Raw genomic sequence first — 21,381 nt, forward strand, 5'->3', positions numbered from 1 at the left:
ATGGACCGCCCCGGTTATATTAACGGAATCTCAAACGCAGCGTGATGATTTCAAACGGCGTGAAGGAAAGCGCAAGGGTATTGGATATTTTGTCAATCGGCAGCGCAGTAAGGATGTTTTCCATCAGATCCGTAGTCCAGGCTTCGGCCGCTTCAAATCCGAAATGAAGTGCCGTGTTGGCATGTGTTCCCGATGTTTCGTAGAGACGAACCACGATGTCGTCGCCATCCTCGGCTTTCTTGACGGATTCCACCATAATGTTCGGATGATCCGGCCGCAGAAATGCTTGGGATGAAGGAAGCTTTCCTTCCTCTTGATCAGGCTTGGAAGGCAGGGTCATCGTACGAAGCGGGATGTTCAGTTCATTGCCTCTTCGGTAGATTTCGGCTTGGACATGGTTCCCTTGATGCGGATATAACGAATAGGTGAATCGGTGCTCCGCGCGGTCCGCTTCCGGATCCGGGTAAGAGCTGCTGCGGAGCAAATGCAGATCCAGCACGTTATGGATCGCCCGATGGCCGTATTTGCAATCATTGAGCAGCGCGACACCATAATCCGGCTCCGATAAGTCAACCCATTGATGAGCGCAAATCTCGTCTTTCGCAAAATCCCACATCGTATTGCGGTGGGTCGGCCTGCTCAAGCTGCCGAACTGAATTTCGCAGTGAACCTGATCCGTGCGTATATTGACCGGGAACGAGGTTCTTAGCATCCTGCCGTTCTCTCTCCAATCAACGACCGTCTCGAAATCGATGCGTCGGCTGCCCTCCGTTAGCACAACGCTCTGAGTCAGCGTGGATTCCCCATAAGCGTATTCGAAGACCAGCCCGATTCGCGGGCCGTCCCGCAGCTCCTGAATATGAAGGAGATTTAACGGCTTACCTGGATTTGCCGAATAATCATGACGGAAATCCCAAGCATCCCCGTCGTCATGATACACGCGCAGATCATTACCCGAGCGGCCTTGCTGAATGACTTCGCGTGCTTCCGCCTTATCCAGGATCGATACAATGCCTCCATTTTGATCAAATGTAACGATCAATTTGTCATTCTCCAGACTTCGTTCCGAGGCTGTAACGTCTATTTCCGTCTCCGGTGTTTCCAGAAGCATTTCGATCCCTGACGCTACTTCATCTTCGACTCCAAGGCCAGGATCGGCGACATCTGATATGACGGCGTAGCCCATCGATGGAACCAACACGTTATGCCATCGTCCATTTGAGCGCAGCCACTCCCGGCGTTCCCAAGGCAGCGAATTGAACACGACAGTTCCAGAAGAAGCCTCGGCATCGTGTGAAATGTGGTCTGCCAGATAGCGGTAGGTTTCAGTAATCATGGCTTCCGTTTGTGAAAGGAGCTTTTCATACCGCTCTAACGACTCATCGTACACCCGCTTAATTGAAGATCCCGGAAGAATATCGTGGAATTGATACAGCAGGACTTCCTTCCAGATCGTCTCCAGCGTTTCGGATGGGTATGTCTTGCCTAACCGGGCAGCCAGCACGGAAGCAAACTCCAGCTCGCGCAGTGCTTTCTCCATCTTTCGGTTGTACCTTTTGCTTCGGGCCTGGCTGGTCAGGGTGCCTTGATGCTTCTCCAGATAAAGCTCACCGCGCCAGGTCTGGAATGACTCGCGTTCTTCATTCAATCGCTCAAAGAACTTCCATGAGGGCTCCTGCCTGACGGGGGACAGGCCGAGCAGGTTCTTCTCGCGTGCCAGCCGCTCCAAATGCTCTTCGCCCGGACCGCCTCCGCCGTCGCCAATGCCAAAGAGCATCAGGGCATGGGCGGATACATTTTTATCTAAATATTCCCGCTCCGCTTTGGCGATGGAACGCGGGGCCGCCGGGCTGTTGTACGTATCTTCAGGCGGCATATGCGTTAATACGGCGGAACCATCAATCCCTTCCCATAGAAAGGAATGGTGAGGGTGTCGATTATACTCGCTCCAGGAGAGCTTCTGGGTCATCATGTAATCCACGCCCGACTTCTTGAGCAGCTGCGGCAGGCTTGCGGAGTAACCGAATACGTCCGGCATCCAGAGCGATTTCATCTCCAAACCGAATTCCTGCTGAAAATATCGCTTGCCGTACAGGATCTGGCGTACCAGGGATTCACCGCCCGGCACATTGGTATCCGATTCCACCCACATGGCCCCCTGCGGTTCCCATCTGCCTTCACGTACCCGCTCCTTGATCTGTTCATATAGCGCGGGATAATGCAACTTCATCCAGTCGTATAGCTGGGGCTGGCTTGCGCCGAATACATACTCCGGATAGCGTTCCATCATGCGAAGTGCGGTCGAGAACGTTCGGGCACCTTTCCGGATCGTTTCGCGGATGGGCCACAACCAGGCTAAATCAATATGTGCATGACCCACCGCGCTGATCGTTAAGACCGGATCGCCCCCCTGCAAGCGTAATTGTTTATCCAATTGCCTCTTCGCTTGATTGATCGGTTCCGGCGAGAAATCCGTAAGCTGCAATGATACGTCATACAGCGCATGATAGATTCTCTCTTTGCGTGCGGTTCCGGCAGGGAGCTGCTCCGCAGCTTCCAATAGCACTTCGACATCGTAATAGAGACCTCGAATGTCTTCCCGGCAGATCGCAATGACAGCCTCTTTCAAGGTTCCTCCCCGATATTTGCCGAAGAGATCGTTATTGCCTGCATCTGCCCATACTTCAATGTCAGATCCGTTCATGTACATCTCATGAAGCCGGACAACACGTTTGCCGGGGAGTCCTAATGAAAAATCGAATTCCGAATTCACGGTAGTCAATCCCTGAACCGGCGAACCTTCCTGGTCTACCAGACACAACTCGCCGTTGATGTCGAGTAAGAGGACGACGTTTTCCTTACGGCAATTAGCCGGAAGACTCCCGGTAAAACGGAACCAGGCACAGTCCCACAGTCTGCCCCATCGTTCTCCATGAACAAGCGTCATTGGCGTGCCTGTCATTCGATCCATGTACGATACGGGCTCGGGCGTAACCCATGCCGTCACTTCCAACTCGGCAACGGGCTCATATATAGCTTCCCGGAGATGCTTTAACATTTGTTTTAACGGTTCCAGCCTTATCGGTTCGTATGGCATGATGATTTGCTCCTCTCTATGGCATCAATCGGTTGCAGGCTCAGGTATGAATTGCGCTGTCCAATCAACCTGGATCTCTGCCAGGTTCGCGCCGCCATGTTCGTACTGCAGCAGGACGGTTAGCGACTGCGGATCCCATGCCCATCCGGCAGGTACGGCTTGATCCTGAATGATGTACTGGACAGATATCGGCTCTGTTGGGCAGTATAATCTCGCGCTTGCCTGCAGATTGGACGGCCCTCTCGCAATGAATCGGAAACCTGATTCCGTCTGGACAAGATTCTCGATCCGGGAGGAAGCGGCAATAACGGATACCTTGCCGTCCGAAGGGCGTCCGGCCTCAACATCATAGAGCAGTGCTTGTTTCCCTGGACTTAACATAACCTGAGGCAGAACGGATAGCTTTGGATCGAACAAGTCCACAACCGGGCCTGCGATGTTCAACGGCTCATCGGTGATCGATTCCTCAAGAACCGAAACGATAAGATAAGGACCTCGTTTGAGCTTGAAATAATGTTTGGGAATCACCGTTCGTTCTGTGCCTTGAAGTGCCTCCAGCGTGGCTTGGACAGCGTGCCGCAGCCGGTCTGCCCCGGCTTTGGATAGGGCAAGTTCAGTCGGATGTTGATCCAACCAGCACACGACGCCTTTTCCTGCCCGATGGATCCCTTCCGCTTTCTCCTTCAGACCAAGCTGCTCAAACAGATGCTCTCGCGGTGAGTTGTACTTCGAGCCAAACGGTTGATCCTTATGATCATGGTTCCACCATGAACGAATGCCATGATACGGGTCGCTGTCATCGCCCGCATAGATCAGCGCCCCGCCTTCGTGCACCCACTGGGCAAGCGCATTATGAATGTCCGGATACTCCGGTTTGAAGAATTCATAGCTCAGAACCAGCACTCGGTATGGAGCCAAATACCCCGGATACCGCCTTACATTATCCAGCTGAAGCGGACGAACGGGTATTCCATGCTTCAGCAGCGGCAGCGACAGACCGTAAAAAGGGGAAAAATCAAGAAGCTCCGTGTCCCCTTCCGCCTGAAATCCTTCAGGGTCGGTACCGTCGTATTTGCCGGCATCGGGCGCTTCCGGTTCCGGCTTCATCCGTTGAAACATAGCGGAGTCGGCAATAAGGACGCCAACTTGGATTTCATCTTCCGCCGATACGATCTCTTCCTGGCCCATGTTGCCCAGCGTATGCATGACCTGGAGCAGCGTCGTTGCATAGTCCGACGGGATGGACTCCTTACCCGAGCCGTCATCGGATGGATAAGTTCCTTTAAAGATTCTTCGCGGCCAGGGTGAAACTTCGTAATGGGCAACCCCGGGATGCAGCAGTGAGGCGACAACGGTCTTTAAGTAGTTCTGTTTGTAATCCGCCCATGTGTGGTTCGGGTTATCTTCGATCGGATCATGCAAGAACCACATGCGTCTGTCAGTTCCGCGAACCAGCTCCTGCATCACACCATATTCAAGGTAAGCGGTTTCAAACGTTCGTTCCTTGCGTTGCCCTTCATACACGTTTGGCGTCCTTGATGTACCCGTCCAGATCTGTGCAATGTATCCGTCAATGGATGGAAGCTCAACGAGTCCGGATTGCGGGCTGACGATTCGCCACTGCGTATAATTGATCAGACTATGGGTCGGAACGTAAAAGCGAAGGACTCGGCCGTAACGAGTTAGTGCGTAATCCTTCATCTCTGCACATAACCGGTCCAGCACACGCGTGTATAAATGCGCTTTCAATTTGGAGGCTCGGTATTGTGCGTCAGGTGAAGTGTGCGGTGGAATCCATGGCTCTTTGTAAAACAGCAGCCATTCCCGCTTAAACGCTTCCGAATAACCGCCATTCACCCAGAATTCCGGCTCCTCCAGATGGATGGCCTCGACGCCCGCATCAACCGCGATCCGTATTCGATCCGCTAGATAGCGGCCAAAGGAAATCGTTGGCACCATGTAAGGAATAACCGGTCGTTTGCCATGCAGGATCATCTCCCCGTGACGATCGGTCTGAGCTTCATCCCAATGGGATAAGCCGTCAACCTCCCCGTCCAGATAGTTGTTGTATGTCCCCCATGCGACGCCTGTCATCAGATGGACGATATATCCCTTTTCCTTCCATTGCTGAATGCGCTCCGGCATCGATTCGTCAATTCCGTAGACCATCACAAAGTCAGTCTGAAGATCATAGTCGGGATGATACGGAGCCGATTCCTGAAACCCGGTTCGCTCTTCTCTGCGATCTTTTGGCACGTTCTCAACCTCCCTGCTCAGGTTAGATGTACTTGTGCTTCTAGGTAATCCATCATTTTCTAGAATATAATATATAATATTAATATATTCAATATGTTTTTTAGAGAGAATTAAAAAAAGCCCTCTCCGTTAGTTAACGGAAAGGGCTCTTCCTTAGCGTAATGATTAAGTTTGTGGAACATGACCCGAAGTTTGGCGGATCACAAGCTCAGGCTCAATCAGCAATTTGCTGTAGCTCTTCACTTCTCCATGACCTCGTAAAACTTCGAGCAGTTTGCCGGCAGCCTGATATCCCATATCCCATTCAAACTGCTTGACATGGGTAAATATGCTGAATTCCTCCACGATGGAAGTCGGATCGTCGAAGCTGACGATCGAAACGTCTTCCGGCACGTTAAGCCCCGCTTGCTTAGCCATCTGATAGATTTGTACGCCCAATCTCCCGTTCAGCGAAATATAGGCGGTAACCATACGATTTCGGATATACCGGTACAGTGGATGAGCTTCGGCATCCTTTAGCACGCTCAGCGGTTTGAAATCCGTAATCATATGCGCCGGATTGATTAATGCGCCTTTGTCCTTTAATGCATCAATATATCCTTCGATCCGCTCCTGAACGGTGACGGTTTGAAGGGGAGAATCGGAGCATATGGCGATGTTCCGGTGTCCCAGCTCCCATAGATGTTCAACGGCGAGTCTCGTGCCGCGCCTTCCATCGGCGGCAATATAATGCGTCTCGACCCCAGGCAAATACCGGTCAATCAGCACAAAAGGAAACCCGGACAGCTTCATACCCAGTATTTCCTCGTTGTAGTTCTCCTCGTCGACCGGGAAAATTAACAGGCCTTCGGCTCCGAGTGCCTTCAGCTCTTTGATGGCGTCCTTTTCTTTTTCCAGCTTGCCGTCAGTCAACATGATCATGCTCCGATAACCTTCGTCATTCAGTGCCTCTTGGATGCCCTCGATAAGTCTGATCGCGAAATAATCATGGATGGTGGGCATAATCACGCCAATCATGCCCGTGGCCCGTTTCCCGTCTCTTCCCTTAAGCGGCGTCGTCGATGCCTGGCCCGCAGGTAAGAAGCTGGCCTCCTCTGCTACAAAACTGCCTTTGCCCGGGACGCGGGCAATTAATTTCTCATTCGCTAATCCGGTCAGGGCGTTGGCAACCGTTATTTTACTGACATGAAACTGATCCATCAGCTCCTTCTCTGTCGGAATACGATCACCTGGCTTCATATTTTCTGTTGCTATGACGTGTCGGATATAGTCCTGGATTTGCTGATACAACGGAATTCGATCGTTTACACTCATTCTAATCACATCACCAATTCATTCATAATATTTGAAATATATAATATATCCTTACACATACAAGCGCAATAAACAAGCATGAGTCGATCAACAGCCCATGACGACAAACCCTTGCTATACCTGTGTTTAAATTGCCTAATTTTCAAGAATTATAGGAGGTTTTGTCGAACCACTTGTAAATCTATATTTGAATATATTTAATATGTGTTGATAAGCGTGTTGACCTGCTAATGGGCCGCAAAAGGAGGATAGAGGTTTACGGATGAACACACGCTTCAATTTCTGACCATAGACCATAACAAGGAGTGAATTCGCCATGGCTCGTAGATTCACGATTCTCTGTTTAGCCATCCTATGTGCTTTTTCATTAACGACCGGCGCAGCTTACGCTTCCGAAACGGATCCACAGTCAGCGCAAACTGACGGCTCCAATCATCGTGAACTGCCAAGTTTCAAGAAGCCTAAGCATTTGGACGCCGCAGATATTTATGATGCGCCAGGTGACAATAAATTGTTGTTAGGGACCTTGCAGGGAATCGTTAACAGGGAACAGCCCCGGATCTATTTGATTGAATCCCAGGAAGAAGGGAAAATGACCTGGCTTAACGATATAAACGTGCCTTACACGCTTCATGAAGATTATTGGGACGTGTTCTCCGCTTATCGCAGCGAGGCAAAAGGCATGATTGTATATGATCCGGAAGTTCCTGACACGATTAATGTCGCCACCACGCTCGCAGGTTTGAAGAAGGCGGTCGTTGCCAGCCCTGAGCTGGCCGATAAATTGTCCAAAGCTCCATACGACTTGAAGATTCTGGACGATCTTCGCGGCAAATTCGATAGCCGGCTTGAAGCATACACCTGGCAATATGAGCATCTGTGGAAGCAGACAACTCATCAGATGCTGATCGGGCTGGATCCGGATACAGCGATTCGTATTCCTTCCGGACTGCCTGAATCGTTCGTGACAATTGCAGAAGAGAAGCAGCAGGTGCGGGATGCAAGCAACCGTGATACTTATAACCTCGACCTCTCCTCCCTCTTGGGAGAATCATCGGTTTATTTGCGCTTTGATGATGCTTTCACCCAGGATGGTTGGGGACCCGCGGTACATGAAGTGACGGTTAAGGCAGACGGCAAAGAGATAGCGACCTTCATCGCAGGAACCCCTGAAGAAGAGACTTATCTCTATGATCGGCAAAACTCCAAGTTTAGTGAAGGCTCAGGCGGGCACCGCTTTGCCGATAACGGCAGTTATTTTGTATATGAATTCACCCCTCCTGCGGGAACTGAGAAACTGACCGCTGAAGTCGATATGTGGAACCAGTACAAGGTTTCGGCGGGGAATATCCGCCCTCCTTCTGCCGAGCAGCAGGAACCCTATGGCTATTTACGAGATTACGCCGTTGCCAATAAAGCGATGGTATTCTGGCTCGATTCTAATGTGCCTGAGCAAAAAGCGCTCTTCGAGAAAATCATGTCCGATGTGGAGCCGGGTACTCCTTACCTTGGCTGGTTCAGCAATGATGTGGAGGGCGAGTTCAGCTCGGTCGAGATCGCTTCCCGTTATGGCGTCTATGTTCTGGCGGCCGATTGGTTCAGCAATCTGACCGTTTTCTCCGGAACCAAGCCGAAGTTCAAGCTCGCGAAAACACCTCCACAACCGGCACTTGAGAACAAAATCTACGTGACCTATACCTTTACGGAAGGAGACAATTTTCAATATAACCAGCATCGCATGCGCGTCATGTGGGATGACCCGGCGAGGGGCAAAGTTCCGATCAACTGGACCTCCAGCCCGCTGCTCTATGAAGGTGCTCCCGCGATTTTGAATTATTATCTCAACTCGGCTACAGAGAACGATTTGCTGATTGCCGGGCCGTCTGGTGCCGGATATTTTTACCCTAGTCCTTGGCCGGATGCAAGCTTCCAGCAGTTTTTACGGCAAACCGAGAAATATCTGAAAAAGACGGGAATGACGATCCCTTATGTTCTGAACCGAGTCGATAGCGAGAATGTGCCGTTATCTCCGTTTAAAGCAAAAGCATATGAGGAGGAATATAACGTACCCGGTTTATTTATTAGTTATGAAGACAAATACGGGGTTGAAATCGTTGGCGACAGCCTGCCCGTATCCACGATCCGCGGGATCAGCACCGTTCAAGACGGATTGCAGGTGCTCAATGAAGCCAAAGCGAATTGGGACGGTAAGTCACCGTTGTTTGTCTCACTCGGTATGCTCGCATGGAGCATGACCCCTTCCGATGCGCTGGCCCTAACCGAACAGCTCGGGGCAGATTTCAAAGTCGTTCGCGCCGATCATTATTTCTCTCTGATCCGTGAAAGCTACAACTTGCCGCCAATTAAGAAATGATGATTCCTGTTAAACAAGTGACAGATGTATAGGGGCATCGCAGGTCCGATTAGGATTGGACCTGCGATGCTTTTATGATGTAATAGATATCCTGCCCTCCCCCTTGTTTGCGGCCTTTAGAGAAAATATTTAACGTCATTAAATATAATTAGTTAATGGCATTAATTATCTCCGCAATCACTATTCATTGATGGTGTTTAATGCCGTTAATTAATTTAGTTAATATCATTAATTAACATCGTTCAACCCTCCTCTCCCCCATCAATCGACCCGATTTACGATGTCAAATTAATCTGCAGCCAGATGATTTCCCCTGATTATTTCTTGGGTAATCGCAAAAACCACATCCATTCGACAGATGCTCGAACTAGTTATGAACTTGAAGGACTCTCTGCTGTACTTCCTTCTCTTATACATAAAATGCGGCAAATGGTGAATACTCACTATATCGATTAGCATGTATTCCCTTGTATGGAGATTAGTATAATGCCCACTAGCAAAAAGATATCATTGATTGAGGTCTACTTCATCATGCTGTTGTCATTGGGTATCACCAATCATGTTATCCTGATTCCGCTTATTCTGCAGTACGCGGGCCGTGACGCATGGATGGGTACCCTGCTGACGATGATCCTGCATATTGGCTGGGTCTACATTTTGTTCTTTATCATGAAACGAACGCAGCAGCAATCGATATTCACCTGGTTCAAGGATTGTTTTGGTTCGGTCGTCGGTTGGATATTTGTGAGTATCATGACACTCTACTTTTTTTGGATGTCCATGGTCATTTTAAGAGAAACAGCGACTTGGATTCGGGTCACCTACCTACCGCAAACGCCCAAAACGGTCGTCTCGCTGGCCATTATTCTGTTATGCGTTTATGTGGCGAATAACGGCATTCGCTCAATAGCCATTATATCCGGAATCTTACTTCCCATCGTGTGGGTATTGGGCCATTTTGTAGCTGTGTCGAATCTTCAATATAAGGACTATTCCTTGTTGACACCACTATTCGTAGAAGGTTACACCCCGATGCTCAAGAGCATGATGGTAGCCGGCGGCGGTTTTATGGAGATGATTGTGCTGATCTTTCTTCAGCATCATATGAAACGAAAGATGAACTACCTCTCCATCGTTATATTATCCGTCCTTCTCGGCGGGCTCACGCTTGGACCGTTGATGGGAGCGATCGCCACATTCGGTCCTGTTCCTGCGATGGAATCCCGCTATCCCGCTTACGAACAGTGGATGCTGGTCACGATTACGAAATATATAACGCATGTCGATTTTCTGGCTCTATACCAATGGATTTCAGGGACATTAATCCGTATCTCTCTTTTCCTGTTTATTATGGCGGATGGCATATCCTTTAAAAAATCCAAGCGGCGCTTTTGGTATTTGTTAGGGCTCGGGGTGGCATTGTCTGCCTTCTCTTTAATTCCGGTAATCGATAGACAAATCGAGTTATTCGTTCTGGGCAAATATTCACTTGCATTCCTTGGCTTCCTATCTGGGCTGACACTGTTCATTGCGATCGTAGTCACATTTAGACCTAAAACAAAAGGGGGCGGGTAGACGATGACACATCACAGACCTCGAAATCGAATGTTCCGTCGAAATTCAAAACAAGTACGGGGTGCTGTTGACCGTCAGCCCACTTTCGACACATTGGATGAACATACCCTGCGTTCCATGTTTGCCTCTTCCGCAGACGTTGTCATCAAATCCTTCCCGGCAAAGAATGTTAGTGCGATTCCTGCTTTGCTGATCTACAGTGAAGGTATGGTTGATGCCATGGTGATGACTCAATACGTGCTGCCGGATCTGGAAGAAAAGCTGGAGCACTTCAAAGATTGGGAACCACTTGCCAGAGAACTGGATAAATCGATGGAATGGAGTGAAGTTAACAAGCATGCCGATGTTGTAAAGCTTCTCTTTGAAGGGCGATTGATACTATTTTTTTCAACCGAAAAATGCTTTTATTCCATCGATATCGCCGCGCGTCCCAATAGACAGCCTGAGGAATCCAATACCGAGGTGGCCATCAAAGGCGCAAGAGACGCTTTTACGGAGGATATCATCACGAACGTGGCACTCGTCAGAAAAAGACTGCGCACCGCCACGCTCCATAATGAACAAATGGTTATCGGCGAACGCAGTCAGACCCGAGTTTCGCTGCTGTACATTTCCGATATCATACGCCCGGAAGTAGTCAACGAGGCTAAAGAGCGATTAAAAGGCATCCAAGTCGATGCTCTCGTAACCAGCGGTCAACTGGAAGAAGCCCTTTCCGACTCTACTCTCTCCCTGTTTCCGCTGATGGACTACATTGGCAGACCGGATTTTGTAGTGGAGTGCTTGCTTCGAGGACGTTTCGTTATTCTTGTGGATGGTTCGCCAATGGCATTAATAGCCCCATGCAATTTGATGGAATTATTAAAAACGCCAGAAGATTCCTATTTTCCTTATTACTTTGTAATCTTTGAGCGACTTCTCAGGCTGCTGGGTCTCTTTCTCGCCATTATGCTGCCGGGATTTTGGGTAGCGCTGACAAGCTATAACATGGATCAGCTCCCCTTTCTGCTTCTAGCGACCGTTACCGTTTCCCGGTTCGGGCTTCCGCTGTCCGGGCCGATGGAGATCCTGTTAATGCTGGGTATGTTCGAACTTTTCAGAGAGGCTGGCATCAGGCTGCCCAAAGCAGTCGGTCAAACCATCGCAGTGTTAGGCGGTCTGATTATCGGTGATGCCGCCATCCGCGCGGGCCTTACATCACCAACCATGCTGGTTGTATCTGCAACGACAGCGGTCGCAACTTTTACTTTGGTTAATCAGACGCTAAGTGGGACGGTCAGCATTATCCGAGTCTATGTGTTAATCTGGTCCTCCTTGCTGGGGATGCTTGGATTCTTCATTGGAGTACTAAGCCTCATTGCATATCTCTCTGTGTTGGAATCCTTCGGTCTTCCGTATTTAGCTCCTTTGTCACCATTAACCATCAAAGATCTGATGAATTCCCTCTTGAAAAAACCTTGGGCTTTCAACAAAAAACGACCGCAAATGTATCAAACGATAGATGACACATCTGAAGAAAGGGAACCTACATGAGATGACAATTTGCGTCAGAATCCTAAAATTAATGTGGTTAATGGTCATTCTCAATATGTTAACAGGCTGCTGGGACATCAAGGAAATACAAGACATCAATTACATCACGGCCATCGGAATCGATCAAGAAGGGGATCACTTTGTTGTTTACACTCAGATGATGGATTTTACATCCGTTGCCAAAACCGAAACCGGTAAGGCGGAAAAGCCCTCCCAAATATGGACTTCCAAAACAAAGGGCAGGACCTTGGACATGGCGATCAATGCCATCTATGATTCTTCCCAGGAACGAACGGTCTGGAGCCATATTTCCTGTATACTCATTAGTGAGAACGTATTGAAATCGAATGTCCTAACCAAATTGGATACCATCGGCCGTTATCAGGAGGTTCGAATGACCCCGTGGGTATTTGGCACAAAGGATTCGATCGAACAACTATTGAATGTCCCGGCGTTTTTCAACCTTTCCCCGTTAAACACATTAGCCCATGAACCTGTTGAGGAATATAAACAGAGATCCTATATTGAACCCATTCGATATTTCGATTTCATGGCGCTGATGACAGAACCAGGCTGGACGATGCTGCTTCCAAATCTCACGATTGATAAAAAGACATGGAGCCTAAACCAAAAAGAAAATCCGAAGTTGGTGGTTAACGGAGTATTTCCTATAGCCAAAGGGGAATCGAAAGGCTTATTCACCAATGACAAGCTCACCGGTTTGCGCTGGCTAGAAGCCGATACGAAACGTTCACACATCCTGATTACAAATAAGAGTGGCGAATTAGCTGGAATCTTGGTTTTATCGAACCCCAAAATCCGCAGGAAACTAAAGATTGTCAACGGCATGCCTAAATACCACGTTAGCGTCAAGTTAACTGGAAACGTGGTGGAAGCGCTCGATGATATGAACAAGACGGATATGGAACTACAGGCAGCTAAGGAAGTACGCAAGGAAATTCTAGCTACGTTTAAAAATGGGGTAACTTCAAAAACGGACCTCTTCGGTTTTGAGCACGTATTGTTCAGGAAGGACCCCCAGCTTTGGAAAAAAATCAATCAGTCCTCTGCCCAACCGATTGAAGCAGACGCTCTGGAGACCGTTCACGTCGAAGTCCATCTGGAGCACGCTGGCATGAAATTGCTCCCCCATCAAAATGGTCCAATGACACCTACGACCAAAAACGAAGCAGATTCCTGACTCTTGCCATAAAAAGAAGCCATATCAAAGGCAGCCTGTTCTAATGGTCAAGAACGGCTGCCTTTGTATTGAAGTGGAACCTTCATGTGCCATATATGAAAAAGATAAATAAACGTTTTTTGGATCGGTTTGTCCCAACACGCTTTGTTATACGATAACTTCCACGTCTTCATCCTCGAACAAGTCATCGTATGCAACGTAGAGGCCTATAGCTGAGGCAATTAACACTAAGATAGCTGCAATAAACGCCAATTGTTTAATCGTAGCTTTATGCGAGGTTGTTTGCTGTCTTCGTTTTCTTTGCGTTCGTTGGCCCATGCCACATACCTCCCGCTTCCATGCCATTACAATAAAATATGATTCGGACATGAAAATGTTGTTAGGCAAAGCACGTTTGTATATTTTTCATGATATAGGGCCCCAAACCCTTCTAATGATGCTCTTGTTTTATACCGATTTCACAACGTGCCTAAAGCCAGCGAAGCTTGCTGAAAAATACTCTGATATCCTCAATGAGCGAATCCGGGTCTGCCATGGCAACCATATGACTACCACTCTCTCGATTTGACCAGTGCACAATGTTGTTTTTGGCTTCAGCAATACGCCGGAAGACAGAACCTCCCCCGTGTGAAACCCCTGTCGGTACTTTCATTTGATTTGCTGGCATCCCGGCTGCCCCTTCATAATAAGTCCAGGACGAGGAAGCCGCTGTCTGCGTGAACCAATATAACGTTGCGTTGGTGAGCAGCAAATCTTTATGGATCGGTTCTTGAGGTAGCTCTTCTGAGTTGTTGGGCCATCCGTCAAATTCTTTAAACCGCTCGACAAGGTAAGCAAGTCCAGCTACCGGTGAGTCAAGAAGCCCATAACTGAGTGTCTGCGGCCGATTGGACAGATAAGGTGCATAACCGCTTCCTCCTGCAAAAAGCTCGGCAAGACGGGTGAATTCGGCCATTTCCTCCTCACTAAGTCCATCCAATTCATTCGGGTCTCCCATCGGGATACCCAGCCCTCCTGTAATATGAACACCAATCGTATGCTCAGCATCAAGGATAGCCAACTCGGGGGAAACTAAAGCGCCCGCATCGTTGCCATGTGTCCCATAAGTTTCATAACCGAGTCTGCGCATCAGCTCAGCCCAAACACGGGCTACGCGTTTGATGCTCCATGGTCTCTCATCTGCCGGCTCCGGAAAAGTGGAAAAAGCGAACCCTGGAAGTGAAGGTGCCACGATATGAAATGCCATGCTTGGATCTCCACCGTATGCTCTTGGATTGGATAGTGGTCCAATCATATTTATGAATTCAACAATGGAATTTGGCCAACTATGCGTCATGATCAACGGTAGGGCATCAGGCTCGGGAGATCGTACATGTAGAAAGTGAATCTGCTGACCCTCAATATCCGTTATAAATTGCGGAAATGCATTAAGCTGCTGCTCATACTCACGCCAGTCATATTCATTCTGCCAGTATTCCACCAGCTCTTTAAGATACGCGACAGGAATCCCCCGATTCCATCCAGCTCCAGGTAATTGAGAAGGCCACCGGGTCTGAGCTAAACGAGCTCGCAGCTCGTCAATGTTCCGTTGAGGGATGTTCATATTGAAGGGACGGATCGAGATTTTATCTTGGTACTTGGTATCGTGATGATTGTTAGACATGGGATAACCTCGCTTTCGAATTTTTTCTTCATTATAGATGCGAAACACTGACGACAATATGTCAGTATTTCGTGGAAGGATTCCCCTAATTATAAGGATGCCTCATCATTCCGAAATCAAGAAAGAACCCGTGATATACACGGGCTCTGGGAGACCATAAACGCTTTATCGATTGACCATCTAAGGGCTGTTAAAGTGAAGCACCATACCTGTTTTATCATCGGATTTTTTAAATCTTGCATAGGTTAGGCATTCAGGGTCAGCCTCTTCGATCTCTAGCAATTCATGTGCATACTGCTCAACACCCATTTCGAGTATACGCTGCACGGTATAGTCCCAATAGGATCGATCACTGGGCACATCCTTGGAAGGCCAGAATAAACCATCCGATAACAAGATCACGTGCTTCAATCGTGACCTGTTGATCTTTCCGTATTCGAGAAAATGGGCGGCTCGGGCTTCCCCGTTCAATACGCCATAGCCTCCATTCGTGTTACTCTGAAAGCGATTCTCCCTGATGATATCCATAACCGTCCCGTGGAGGTCTTTTTGATTGGACAATCCCTTATTCACGCCTTCCTCCCATTTCTCGATGGCCGGAGATTCTAAATGAGCGACTTGTCTCCAGGTCAACGGGCGAACCTCTCCATCTTGGTATACGGCAAGAATCATGCAGTCGCCTGTCTGTATAAATTCCACGCGATCCTCTTGAATTCGTACAAGAGCAAGAGCAGTACCCCAAAGCCCATCTTTTTCCTCCAGGTTGATATTGGCTTGCACCATAAGCTCTCTTAGCTTTTGGTTCGCTGCCGCAGCATGCTCCGTAAGCTGTTCGACCCGGTCCAGTGATTCGAAGTAGTTTTTCACGGCTTGAGCAGCGATGTAACCTCCGGTTTCCTTCTTGTCGCTAAGGTATGGGACGATGGATGAAACCCCATCTAACACGCCATACACGGCAGCTCGCTCGTTTACGACTAGTGCATCTTCATTTAAGAAATGGATTCCCCTATGCGTGAATTGCTCAACGGTTACCATAACCATCCTCCTGTTAATTCCGATTTTGTGTACTAGATATGCTACTTACCCCTTGCAGCCCGCCAAAAGACAAGACAAGCTACAAGTATTGCAAGCAGAAAGCTGCTGATGGCCGGAACGACAAGGTGTAATACCAACGTCATCCCATCACCATCAACAACTCTCAACATGGCCATGAGCATAACCAGAATATAAATCACCACAAATACGCCCCAAAAAGGTAAAACCGGATACGAATGCTCTCTTCGCGTTGATGCTACATACAAATGGCGATGAATCCACCATACGATCAGAATCAGCCCCAACAGACTGCTGCCGTGCTGACATAATTTATACACCTGTATTTGTACGGAGTCGATATGTATCCATTGGGTAAGTATAGGAATCTGATTCACGATCCAGGCACCTTTGTGCGTAAACTGATCCCACAGCAGGTGCGTGCCAACGCCCACCAATCCCAAGAGGGTTACGGTAAGCCAACCTTTAAGTGAGGTCGGGAGCTTCCCTTCCCGATCCCAGCGGTAGGGGAACCATGAAGGCAAATATACGAATAGAACGGGTCGTACCACGGTCTCGAATAAAACGTACAGGAGCAAGATCATGGGAAGATTAAACAGCAAGATACCAGGACCCTCATGGCTCCATATACCAGCTGCCCGAAATCGGACAAAATATTCAAAATCCGGTGCCATGCAGCCGATAATGAGGGCTGACACCGGCAGCGATTTCTTCTTCCACCAAGGCATCGTGATGACGGGGTGAGCGAATGTAAACGGCATAAGATCTCCTAACTGCTGTGTGAATGATGAAAATAGCTAATTTTTTACTATTCTAACAGATTCACTCTCGTTAGGGATCAATAAAATTTCACCTTTATAAAAAGGGACAGGCATCCGCCTATCCCTAGTCTACTTTATAGTATTACAGCAGTTCGCGTGCGAGCAAGCGGTAAACCTCCAGTCGCTTTTCCTGCGTATGCGGAATGCTGCATATCATGGCTTCCTGAAACCCGTAGTGGGCTTGCTCTTCCTGCAAGCGTGCCGCGATATCTTGAACCGCTCCCACAAGATGAATCTTGCGGCCTTCCTGGATAGCCATCCGGTCGATTTCCGTTAAGGACACATTCTGAGCTTCTTCGGGCGTCAGCACCTGCGTAATCCGACCCTTGCTCATCATCAAACGGAAAATATCCTGCGGCAGCGCTTCATACTCGGCTTCTTCCTTCGTTTCGGCCGTAGTCACCATATAGGATACGTTAATCTCCGGCTTTTCCATGAATATGGATGGCTGGTAGTTATCGCGGTAATGATCCAAGATCTCATTGCTCATCGCTCCGTTAAAGAATTGCGCAAAGGAGTAGCCAACCCCCATCTGAGCCGCTTTTAACGCACTGTTGCCACTTGAGCCGAGCAGCCATACTTCCGGCAGCGCAACGCCGGTTGGAGCAGCAGCGTTTTGGGCATACAGCTCATCTTCCGGGACCTCATCACGAAGGAGTTGCATGGTAATTGCAAGCTTATCATACATATTATGAAGCATCAGCTGCCGCCCTTCCGACAAAGCGTACATGGCACTTGTATCGCCGCCCGGCGCTCGTCCTACACCGAAATCAATCCTTCCCGGAGTAAAAGCGCTTAGCGTCTTAAACACTTCCGCGAGTTTAAGGGGAGAATAATGCATCATCATGACGCCGCCGGTACCGATGCGAATCCGGTCGGTTTTGGCCGCAAGCCGGGCTGCCGTCACTTCGGGTGCGGAGCTGGCAAACGTATTTCCTCCATGATGCTCGGCCATCCACATTCGGCTGTATCCCAATTCATCTGCCAGGATAGCCAGTTCTTCCGCTTTTTTCAAGGCGCCTTCCGCCGTGTTCCCGCTTGTTACGGGTGCCTGATCCAATACGCTTAATCTCATGCGATTTCATCCCTTCCTCGGTTAAATGACCATTTTGTTATTGATCCATTCCTCTAAAGCCGCAACCTTGTCCTTAAAGCGTTCACCGCACATTTCCTCTGACAGTGAAGCGATGGTCTCCCGCTTTAATACGGCCTTCCAGGAAGACTCCGCTTCCTCCATTAAATCGGATAACAGACAGCAGCTTTCTTCTTTCTCCAAGTCCAGCAAATCTACTAGAATTCCGTTGGATGAATAGAGAGATTGCTGCCCTTCCACTGCGAGGTATACGTCGTATACTCGGATATCCTCCGGTTTCTTCTTTAATCTAAAACCGCCCTTGATTCCGGGCACAGACGTGATGATGTCTGCTGTTACCAGCTTTCTTAACAGTTTCTGAAAATAGGTTACCGATGTCCCCAGCTGCTGGCTAATCGCTTCCCCAGGCAGCACCGCCTTGTCCGGCAGCATATTCAATAGAACCAGGGCATACACCGACTGTTCCACGCCTGTTTTCATATGCATAAGCAGCACCTCAATTTACGAAAATATCGGTTCATTATCTTAACAACACATCCATACATCTATTCGCGATTAAAGCGGATAAACATTATCCACGTTATATCTTATATGAATTCGAAGCGAAAGTAAAATCAAAGCCTACCTGATGCAGATGAAGAATGAAACCCATCCATAACCCACGCACCATGTTATTAGTTAATATGATGAAATAAATGTCTCGAAGTCGAAGTATAATAAATAAAAAAGTCGCGCTAGGCGCGACTTTTCTGCTATTCTGTTATTCCATATCTGTTTCAATATGATAATATTATTTCTCTTACGAAACCACCTAGGCTTCGTCCCATAACCGCTTCAGATTGTCCAAGCCCAACCGGGTTCCTTCCCTGCACTCCTCCATGCCCTCAAATTCCAGCGTAATATCTCCGTCATAACCGGACTGCTTAATGAGTCGGAGAATTCGTCGCACATCAAGATCCCCTTGGCCGAAGATGGAGCCTCGAAGGTAATTGCCATGGGAGGTTCGGAACCACTTTCCCCCGCCCGGATCCTGATCATATGGACGATAATAGAAGTCTTTCACATGAATGAGCGAGGCAAACGGCAAGTTGCGTTTCACGCCGACCAGCGGCTGCTCGTCAACGCATAGAAAGTTGCCGATATCCAGGGTCGTTTTGAAGTTCGGGCGATCGACAGCCTGCAGCACGCGCTGTACCCGGTCGCTCGCCTGTACGCTCACGCCGTGGTTCTCGATCGTGGTCGTAATACCGTAACGGCCTGCGTAATCTGCAATATGGCGACATCCTTCCACGATCATATCCAGGTGGGTTTCCACATAATCAATTCCCATCTTCTCCGGCGGCAGTGTGAACGCCGTTACGTCATGCCTCATATGCTTCATTCCCAGCTGGTTGACCGTATCCACGTGGCGCTTGATCCTCTCTACCTCCGCATCGAAGTCATCCCGGCTCTCCTGGACGAAATTAGCGGGCATGGAGTAGTTGGATAACGCGATGCCGACTTCCGCCGCCCGCTCACGCACCGCATCGGCAAGCCCGGGATTGTCCTCCAGCGTAAATCCGTAGGGTACAATCTCCATGTGCTGGCCGCCGTTCTCCGCGATCCAATCCACCACATCCAGCACCGTCATTTCTCCTGCGCGAATAGCCGGCAGCAAGCTGTAGGTGCTCACACCAACCTTCATCCTGCAATCCCTCCTTTATTTGCTTCTTCCATCATAAGCTTCCTGGTAGATTTCCAGGTAACGGGCTACATTCATCGCCTCCAGCTGCTTCACGTAGCTATCCCAGTCCTTATCCAGATCGGCATCGCCGATCACGAAGCGGGCCATCATTTCATCCACGTAATCGTTGATCGTCTTGGACAGATCCGCTACCTCGGACGCCTGCTCGTTGGTTAGAAATAACGGCGGCACGGTGCTGACATCGGTTGGTTTGTAAGGTTCGTATTTATTTTTCGTTTCGTTGTACAATACGACTTCCAGGTCGTCGTCTCCCTTGGCAACAGCGCTCAGGCGGAAATCATTTGTACGCAAACTCGGGCCGGTTTGAATCCAGGCAATATTTTGGACCGTACCGTATGACTTCAACTCAGACCAGACCGCAGGCTCCCCGTTAATGCCGATCTCTCCGTCCTTCGCTTCCCGCCATTCCTGGTCCGGGCGGCCATACACACTTCGCAGCGTATGCTCCCGCTCGTACAGCCCATCCGCCCACCTCAGGGCGAGCTCAGGATGCTTGGCCTTCTTCGTGATGACAAATGCACCCGGGTTCATTCCGGTGGAATCGAGAGCCGCATAGCGAACCCCATTCGGTCCCTTGAGCGGCGGCACGGTCTTATATTCCAACCATCTTCCGCTTTCGCCGAGGAGTTGGGTAAATATACCCTGATGGCCGCCGGTTGAAGCACCAAGAAGCACGGTATCGGGATTCTCCCCGATCTGGATCAGCTGATTGTCATCCTGCGTGAACGACTCCGGAGCGAGCAGCCCTTCAGCATACAGCTTATTCATATACCGCAATCCTTCCCTCCACTCCGGTTTGTTGAAGGCAACGTCAAGCTTGTCGTCTTTTATGAATATATGCTTGTAACTTGAGCCATAAACCGGATTATAGATGAAAGAGTTCAACAAGAACGCATCGATGGAGGAGCTCCAGGATTTCGGTGAAATCGACAGCGGAATTTCATCCTGGATTCCATTGCCGTTCGGGTCTTGTTCTTTGAAAGCCTTCAGCACCTCGTACAGCTCATCGGTGGTTTCGGGCATTTTGAGATTGAGTTTCTTCAGCCAAGGCTCATAAATCCACATTTTCTGGCTCATGGAGCAATGATAACATTCATTCACTTCCGGAAGCGCATAGATATTGCCGTCCAGCGCCGTAATCGTGGATTGGATCTCCGGGTTCTCCTGGAACAACTTCTTCGTGTTCGGGCCCTGCTTCTCAATCAAATCATTTAATGGAAGAAAGGCGCCCTGCGAGCCGTAAATCATCTGCTGCGCCGGCGATATGTTCAAGCCCATGATGACATCGGGATAATCCTCGCTGGCAAGAACGAGATTCAGCTTCTCCTGCATGCTCTGCTCCGGAACGACCTCCCATTCGATATGCACATTCGTTTTTTCTTCGTACCATTTGGTGAATTCATTCGTTTCGAAATTCTCGACCAGTGGATTTCCCCGCACCATTACCTTCAAGGTGGTTTTCTCTTGAACCAGCGGATAGGTTCCCGGTTCGGATAATGCGATAGGCTCGGTGCCGGCTTTCTGCTCCTCATCCGTGCCCTTCGGGCTCTGTGAACCCGTACAGCCTGCAAGAAGGATACTAAATGCGGTGAAAGCACTCATGATAACCCGTGTTCTTTTTCTCATTACGTCCCGCCCTCCTGAAATGATGGATGTA

At 49.0% G+C, this 21,381-nt stretch carries 15 protein-coding genes; 4 read left to right on the top strand and 11 right to left on the bottom strand.

The features are described from left to right. Positions 1–19: 19 nt before the first annotated feature. The 3 genes from ACETK5_RS12620 to ACETK5_RS12630 all read right to left on the bottom strand — a co-directional run bounded on the left by ACETK5_RS12620 (position 20) and on the right by ACETK5_RS12630 (position 6,667). Positions 20–3,097, bottom strand: coding sequence for an alpha-mannosidase (locus ACETK5_RS12620; protein ID WP_394055965.1), 3,078 nt, complete (start codon positions 3,095–3,097; stop codon positions 20–22). Between the two features lie 24 nt (positions 3,098–3,121). Next, positions 3,122–5,353, bottom strand: coding sequence for a hypothetical protein (locus ACETK5_RS12625; RefSeq protein WP_326114917.1), 2,232 nt, complete (start codon positions 5,351–5,353; stop codon positions 3,122–3,124). Positions 5,354–5,518: 165 nt separating this feature from the next. Then, a complete protein-coding gene (locus tag ACETK5_RS12630; RefSeq protein ID WP_326114918.1) occupies positions 5,519–6,667 on the bottom strand; it encodes a GntR family transcriptional regulator in 1,149 nt (382 codons plus the stop codon). A 316-nt stretch (positions 6,668–6,983) separates the two neighbouring features. On the opposite strand from ACETK5_RS12630, the gene ACETK5_RS12635 reads away from it, so the two are divergent. From ACETK5_RS12635 to ACETK5_RS12650, 4 genes are all read left to right on the top strand, one after another. Next, the gene (locus tag ACETK5_RS12635; protein ID WP_394055968.1) at positions 6,984–9,041 is read left to right on the top strand and encodes a GxGYxYP domain-containing protein; all 2,058 of its coding nucleotides are present in this window, start codon (positions 6,984–6,986) and stop codon (positions 9,039–9,041) included. Positions 9,042–9,527: 486 nt separating this feature from the next. Further along, positions 9,528–10,616 carry a GerAB/ArcD/ProY family transporter gene (locus tag ACETK5_RS12640; protein WP_326114921.1) on the top strand — a complete coding sequence of 363 codons (1,089 nt, stop codon included), beginning with the start codon at positions 9,528–9,530 and terminating at the stop codon, positions 10,614–10,616. A gap of 3 nt (positions 10,617–10,619) precedes the next feature. Continuing rightward, complete coding sequence (locus ACETK5_RS12645) at positions 10,620–12,149, top strand: spore germination protein (protein ID WP_100537057.1); 1,530 nt, start codon at positions 10,620–10,622, stop codon at positions 12,147–12,149. A gap of 1 nt (position 12,150) precedes the next feature. Beyond that, the gene (locus tag ACETK5_RS12650; protein ID WP_326114926.1) at positions 12,151–13,350 is read left to right on the top strand and encodes a Ger(x)C family spore germination protein; all 1,200 of its coding nucleotides are present in this window, start codon (positions 12,151–12,153) and stop codon (positions 13,348–13,350) included. 147 nt (positions 13,351–13,497) lie between these two features. Here the strand turns inward: ACETK5_RS12650 and ACETK5_RS12655 are convergent, their stop codons facing one another. From ACETK5_RS12655 to ACETK5_RS12690, 8 genes are all read right to left on the bottom strand, one after another. Further along, on the bottom strand, positions 13,498–13,668 hold the full coding sequence (locus tag ACETK5_RS12655; RefSeq protein ID WP_165789629.1) for a hypothetical protein: 171 nt from the start codon (positions 13,666–13,668) through the stop codon (positions 13,498–13,500). A 151-nt stretch (positions 13,669–13,819) separates the two neighbouring features. Further along, positions 13,820–15,013, bottom strand: a complete 1,194-nt coding sequence (locus ACETK5_RS12660) for an epoxide hydrolase family protein (protein ID WP_394055971.1) — start codon at positions 15,011–15,013, stop codon at positions 13,820–13,822. A 180-nt stretch (positions 15,014–15,193) separates the two neighbouring features. Beyond that, on the bottom strand, positions 15,194–16,048 hold the full coding sequence (locus ACETK5_RS12665; RefSeq protein ID WP_100537055.1) for a protein phosphatase 2C domain-containing protein: 855 nt from the start codon (positions 16,046–16,048) through the stop codon (positions 15,194–15,196). 41 nt (positions 16,049–16,089) lie between these two features. Beyond that, on the bottom strand, positions 16,090–16,827 hold the full coding sequence (locus ACETK5_RS12670) for a DUF4184 family protein (RefSeq protein ID WP_326114929.1): 738 nt from the start codon (positions 16,825–16,827) through the stop codon (positions 16,090–16,092). Between the two features lie 142 nt (positions 16,828–16,969). After that, positions 16,970–17,962, bottom strand: coding sequence for an LLM class flavin-dependent oxidoreductase (locus ACETK5_RS12675; protein ID WP_100537053.1), 993 nt, complete (start codon positions 17,960–17,962; stop codon positions 16,970–16,972). A gap of 21 nt (positions 17,963–17,983) precedes the next feature. Further along, positions 17,984–18,466, bottom strand: a complete 483-nt coding sequence (locus ACETK5_RS12680; RefSeq protein ID WP_100537052.1) for an Rrf2 family transcriptional regulator — start codon at positions 18,464–18,466, stop codon at positions 17,984–17,986. Positions 18,467–18,791: 325 nt separating this feature from the next. Then, positions 18,792–19,664 carry a sugar phosphate isomerase/epimerase family protein gene (locus tag ACETK5_RS12685; protein ID WP_326114933.1) on the bottom strand — a complete coding sequence of 291 codons (873 nt, stop codon included), beginning with the start codon at positions 19,662–19,664 and terminating at the stop codon, positions 18,792–18,794. A gap of 15 nt (positions 19,665–19,679) precedes the next feature. Continuing rightward, the gene (locus tag ACETK5_RS12690; protein WP_326114934.1) at positions 19,680–21,350 is read right to left on the bottom strand and encodes an ABC transporter substrate-binding protein; all 1,671 of its coding nucleotides are present in this window, start codon (positions 21,348–21,350) and stop codon (positions 19,680–19,682) included. Positions 21,351–21,381: the final 31 nt, after the last annotated feature.

The organism is Paenibacillus ilasis (assembly GCF_043195395.1).
Classification (GTDB): Bacteria; Bacillota; Bacilli; order Paenibacillales; family Paenibacillaceae; genus Paenibacillus_AQ; species Paenibacillus_AQ lautus.

Excerpts from the sequence above, each read along its gene's own strand:
- ACETK5_RS12620 (WP_394055965.1), bottom strand. The coding sequence starts at position 3,097 with ATGCCATACGAACCGATAAGGCTGGAACCGTTAAAACAAATGTTAAAG.
- ACETK5_RS12630 (WP_326114918.1), bottom strand. The coding sequence starts at position 6,667 with ATGAGTGTAAACGATCGAATTCCGTTGTATCAGCAAATCCAGGACTAT.
- ACETK5_RS12635 (WP_394055968.1), top strand. The coding sequence starts at position 6,984 with ATGGCTCGTAGATTCACGATTCTCTGTTTAGCCATCCTATGTGCTTTT.
- ACETK5_RS12640 (WP_326114921.1), top strand. The coding sequence starts at position 9,528 with ATGCCCACTAGCAAAAAGATATCATTGATTGAGGTCTACTTCATCATG.
- ACETK5_RS12645 (WP_100537057.1), top strand. The coding sequence starts at position 10,620 with ATGACACATCACAGACCTCGAAATCGAATGTTCCGTCGAAATTCAAAA.
- ACETK5_RS12650 (WP_326114926.1), top strand. The coding sequence starts at position 12,151 with ATGACAATTTGCGTCAGAATCCTAAAATTAATGTGGTTAATGGTCATT.
- ACETK5_RS12655 (WP_165789629.1), bottom strand. The coding sequence starts at position 13,668 with ATGGGCCAACGAACGCAAAGAAAACGAAGACAGCAAACAACCTCGCAT.
- ACETK5_RS12660 (WP_394055971.1), bottom strand. The coding sequence starts at position 15,013 with ATGTCTAACAATCATCACGATACCAAGTACCAAGATAAAATCTCGATC.
- ACETK5_RS12665 (WP_100537055.1), bottom strand. The coding sequence starts at position 16,048 with ATGGTAACCGTTGAGCAATTCACGCATAGGGGAATCCATTTCTTAAAT.
- ACETK5_RS12670 (WP_326114929.1), bottom strand. The coding sequence starts at position 16,827 with ATGCCGTTTACATTCGCTCACCCCGTCATCACGATGCCTTGGTGGAAG.
- ACETK5_RS12675 (WP_100537053.1), bottom strand. The coding sequence starts at position 17,962 with ATGAGATTAAGCGTATTGGATCAGGCACCCGTAACAAGCGGGAACACG.
- ACETK5_RS12680 (WP_100537052.1), bottom strand. The coding sequence starts at position 18,466 with ATGCATATGAAAACAGGCGTGGAACAGTCGGTGTATGCCCTGGTTCTA.
- ACETK5_RS12685 (WP_326114933.1), bottom strand. The coding sequence starts at position 19,664 with ATGAAGGTTGGTGTGAGCACCTACAGCTTGCTGCCGGCTATTCGCGCA.
- ACETK5_RS12690 (WP_326114934.1), bottom strand. The coding sequence starts at position 21,350 with ATGAGAAAAAGAACACGGGTTATCATGAGTGCTTTCACCGCATTTAGT.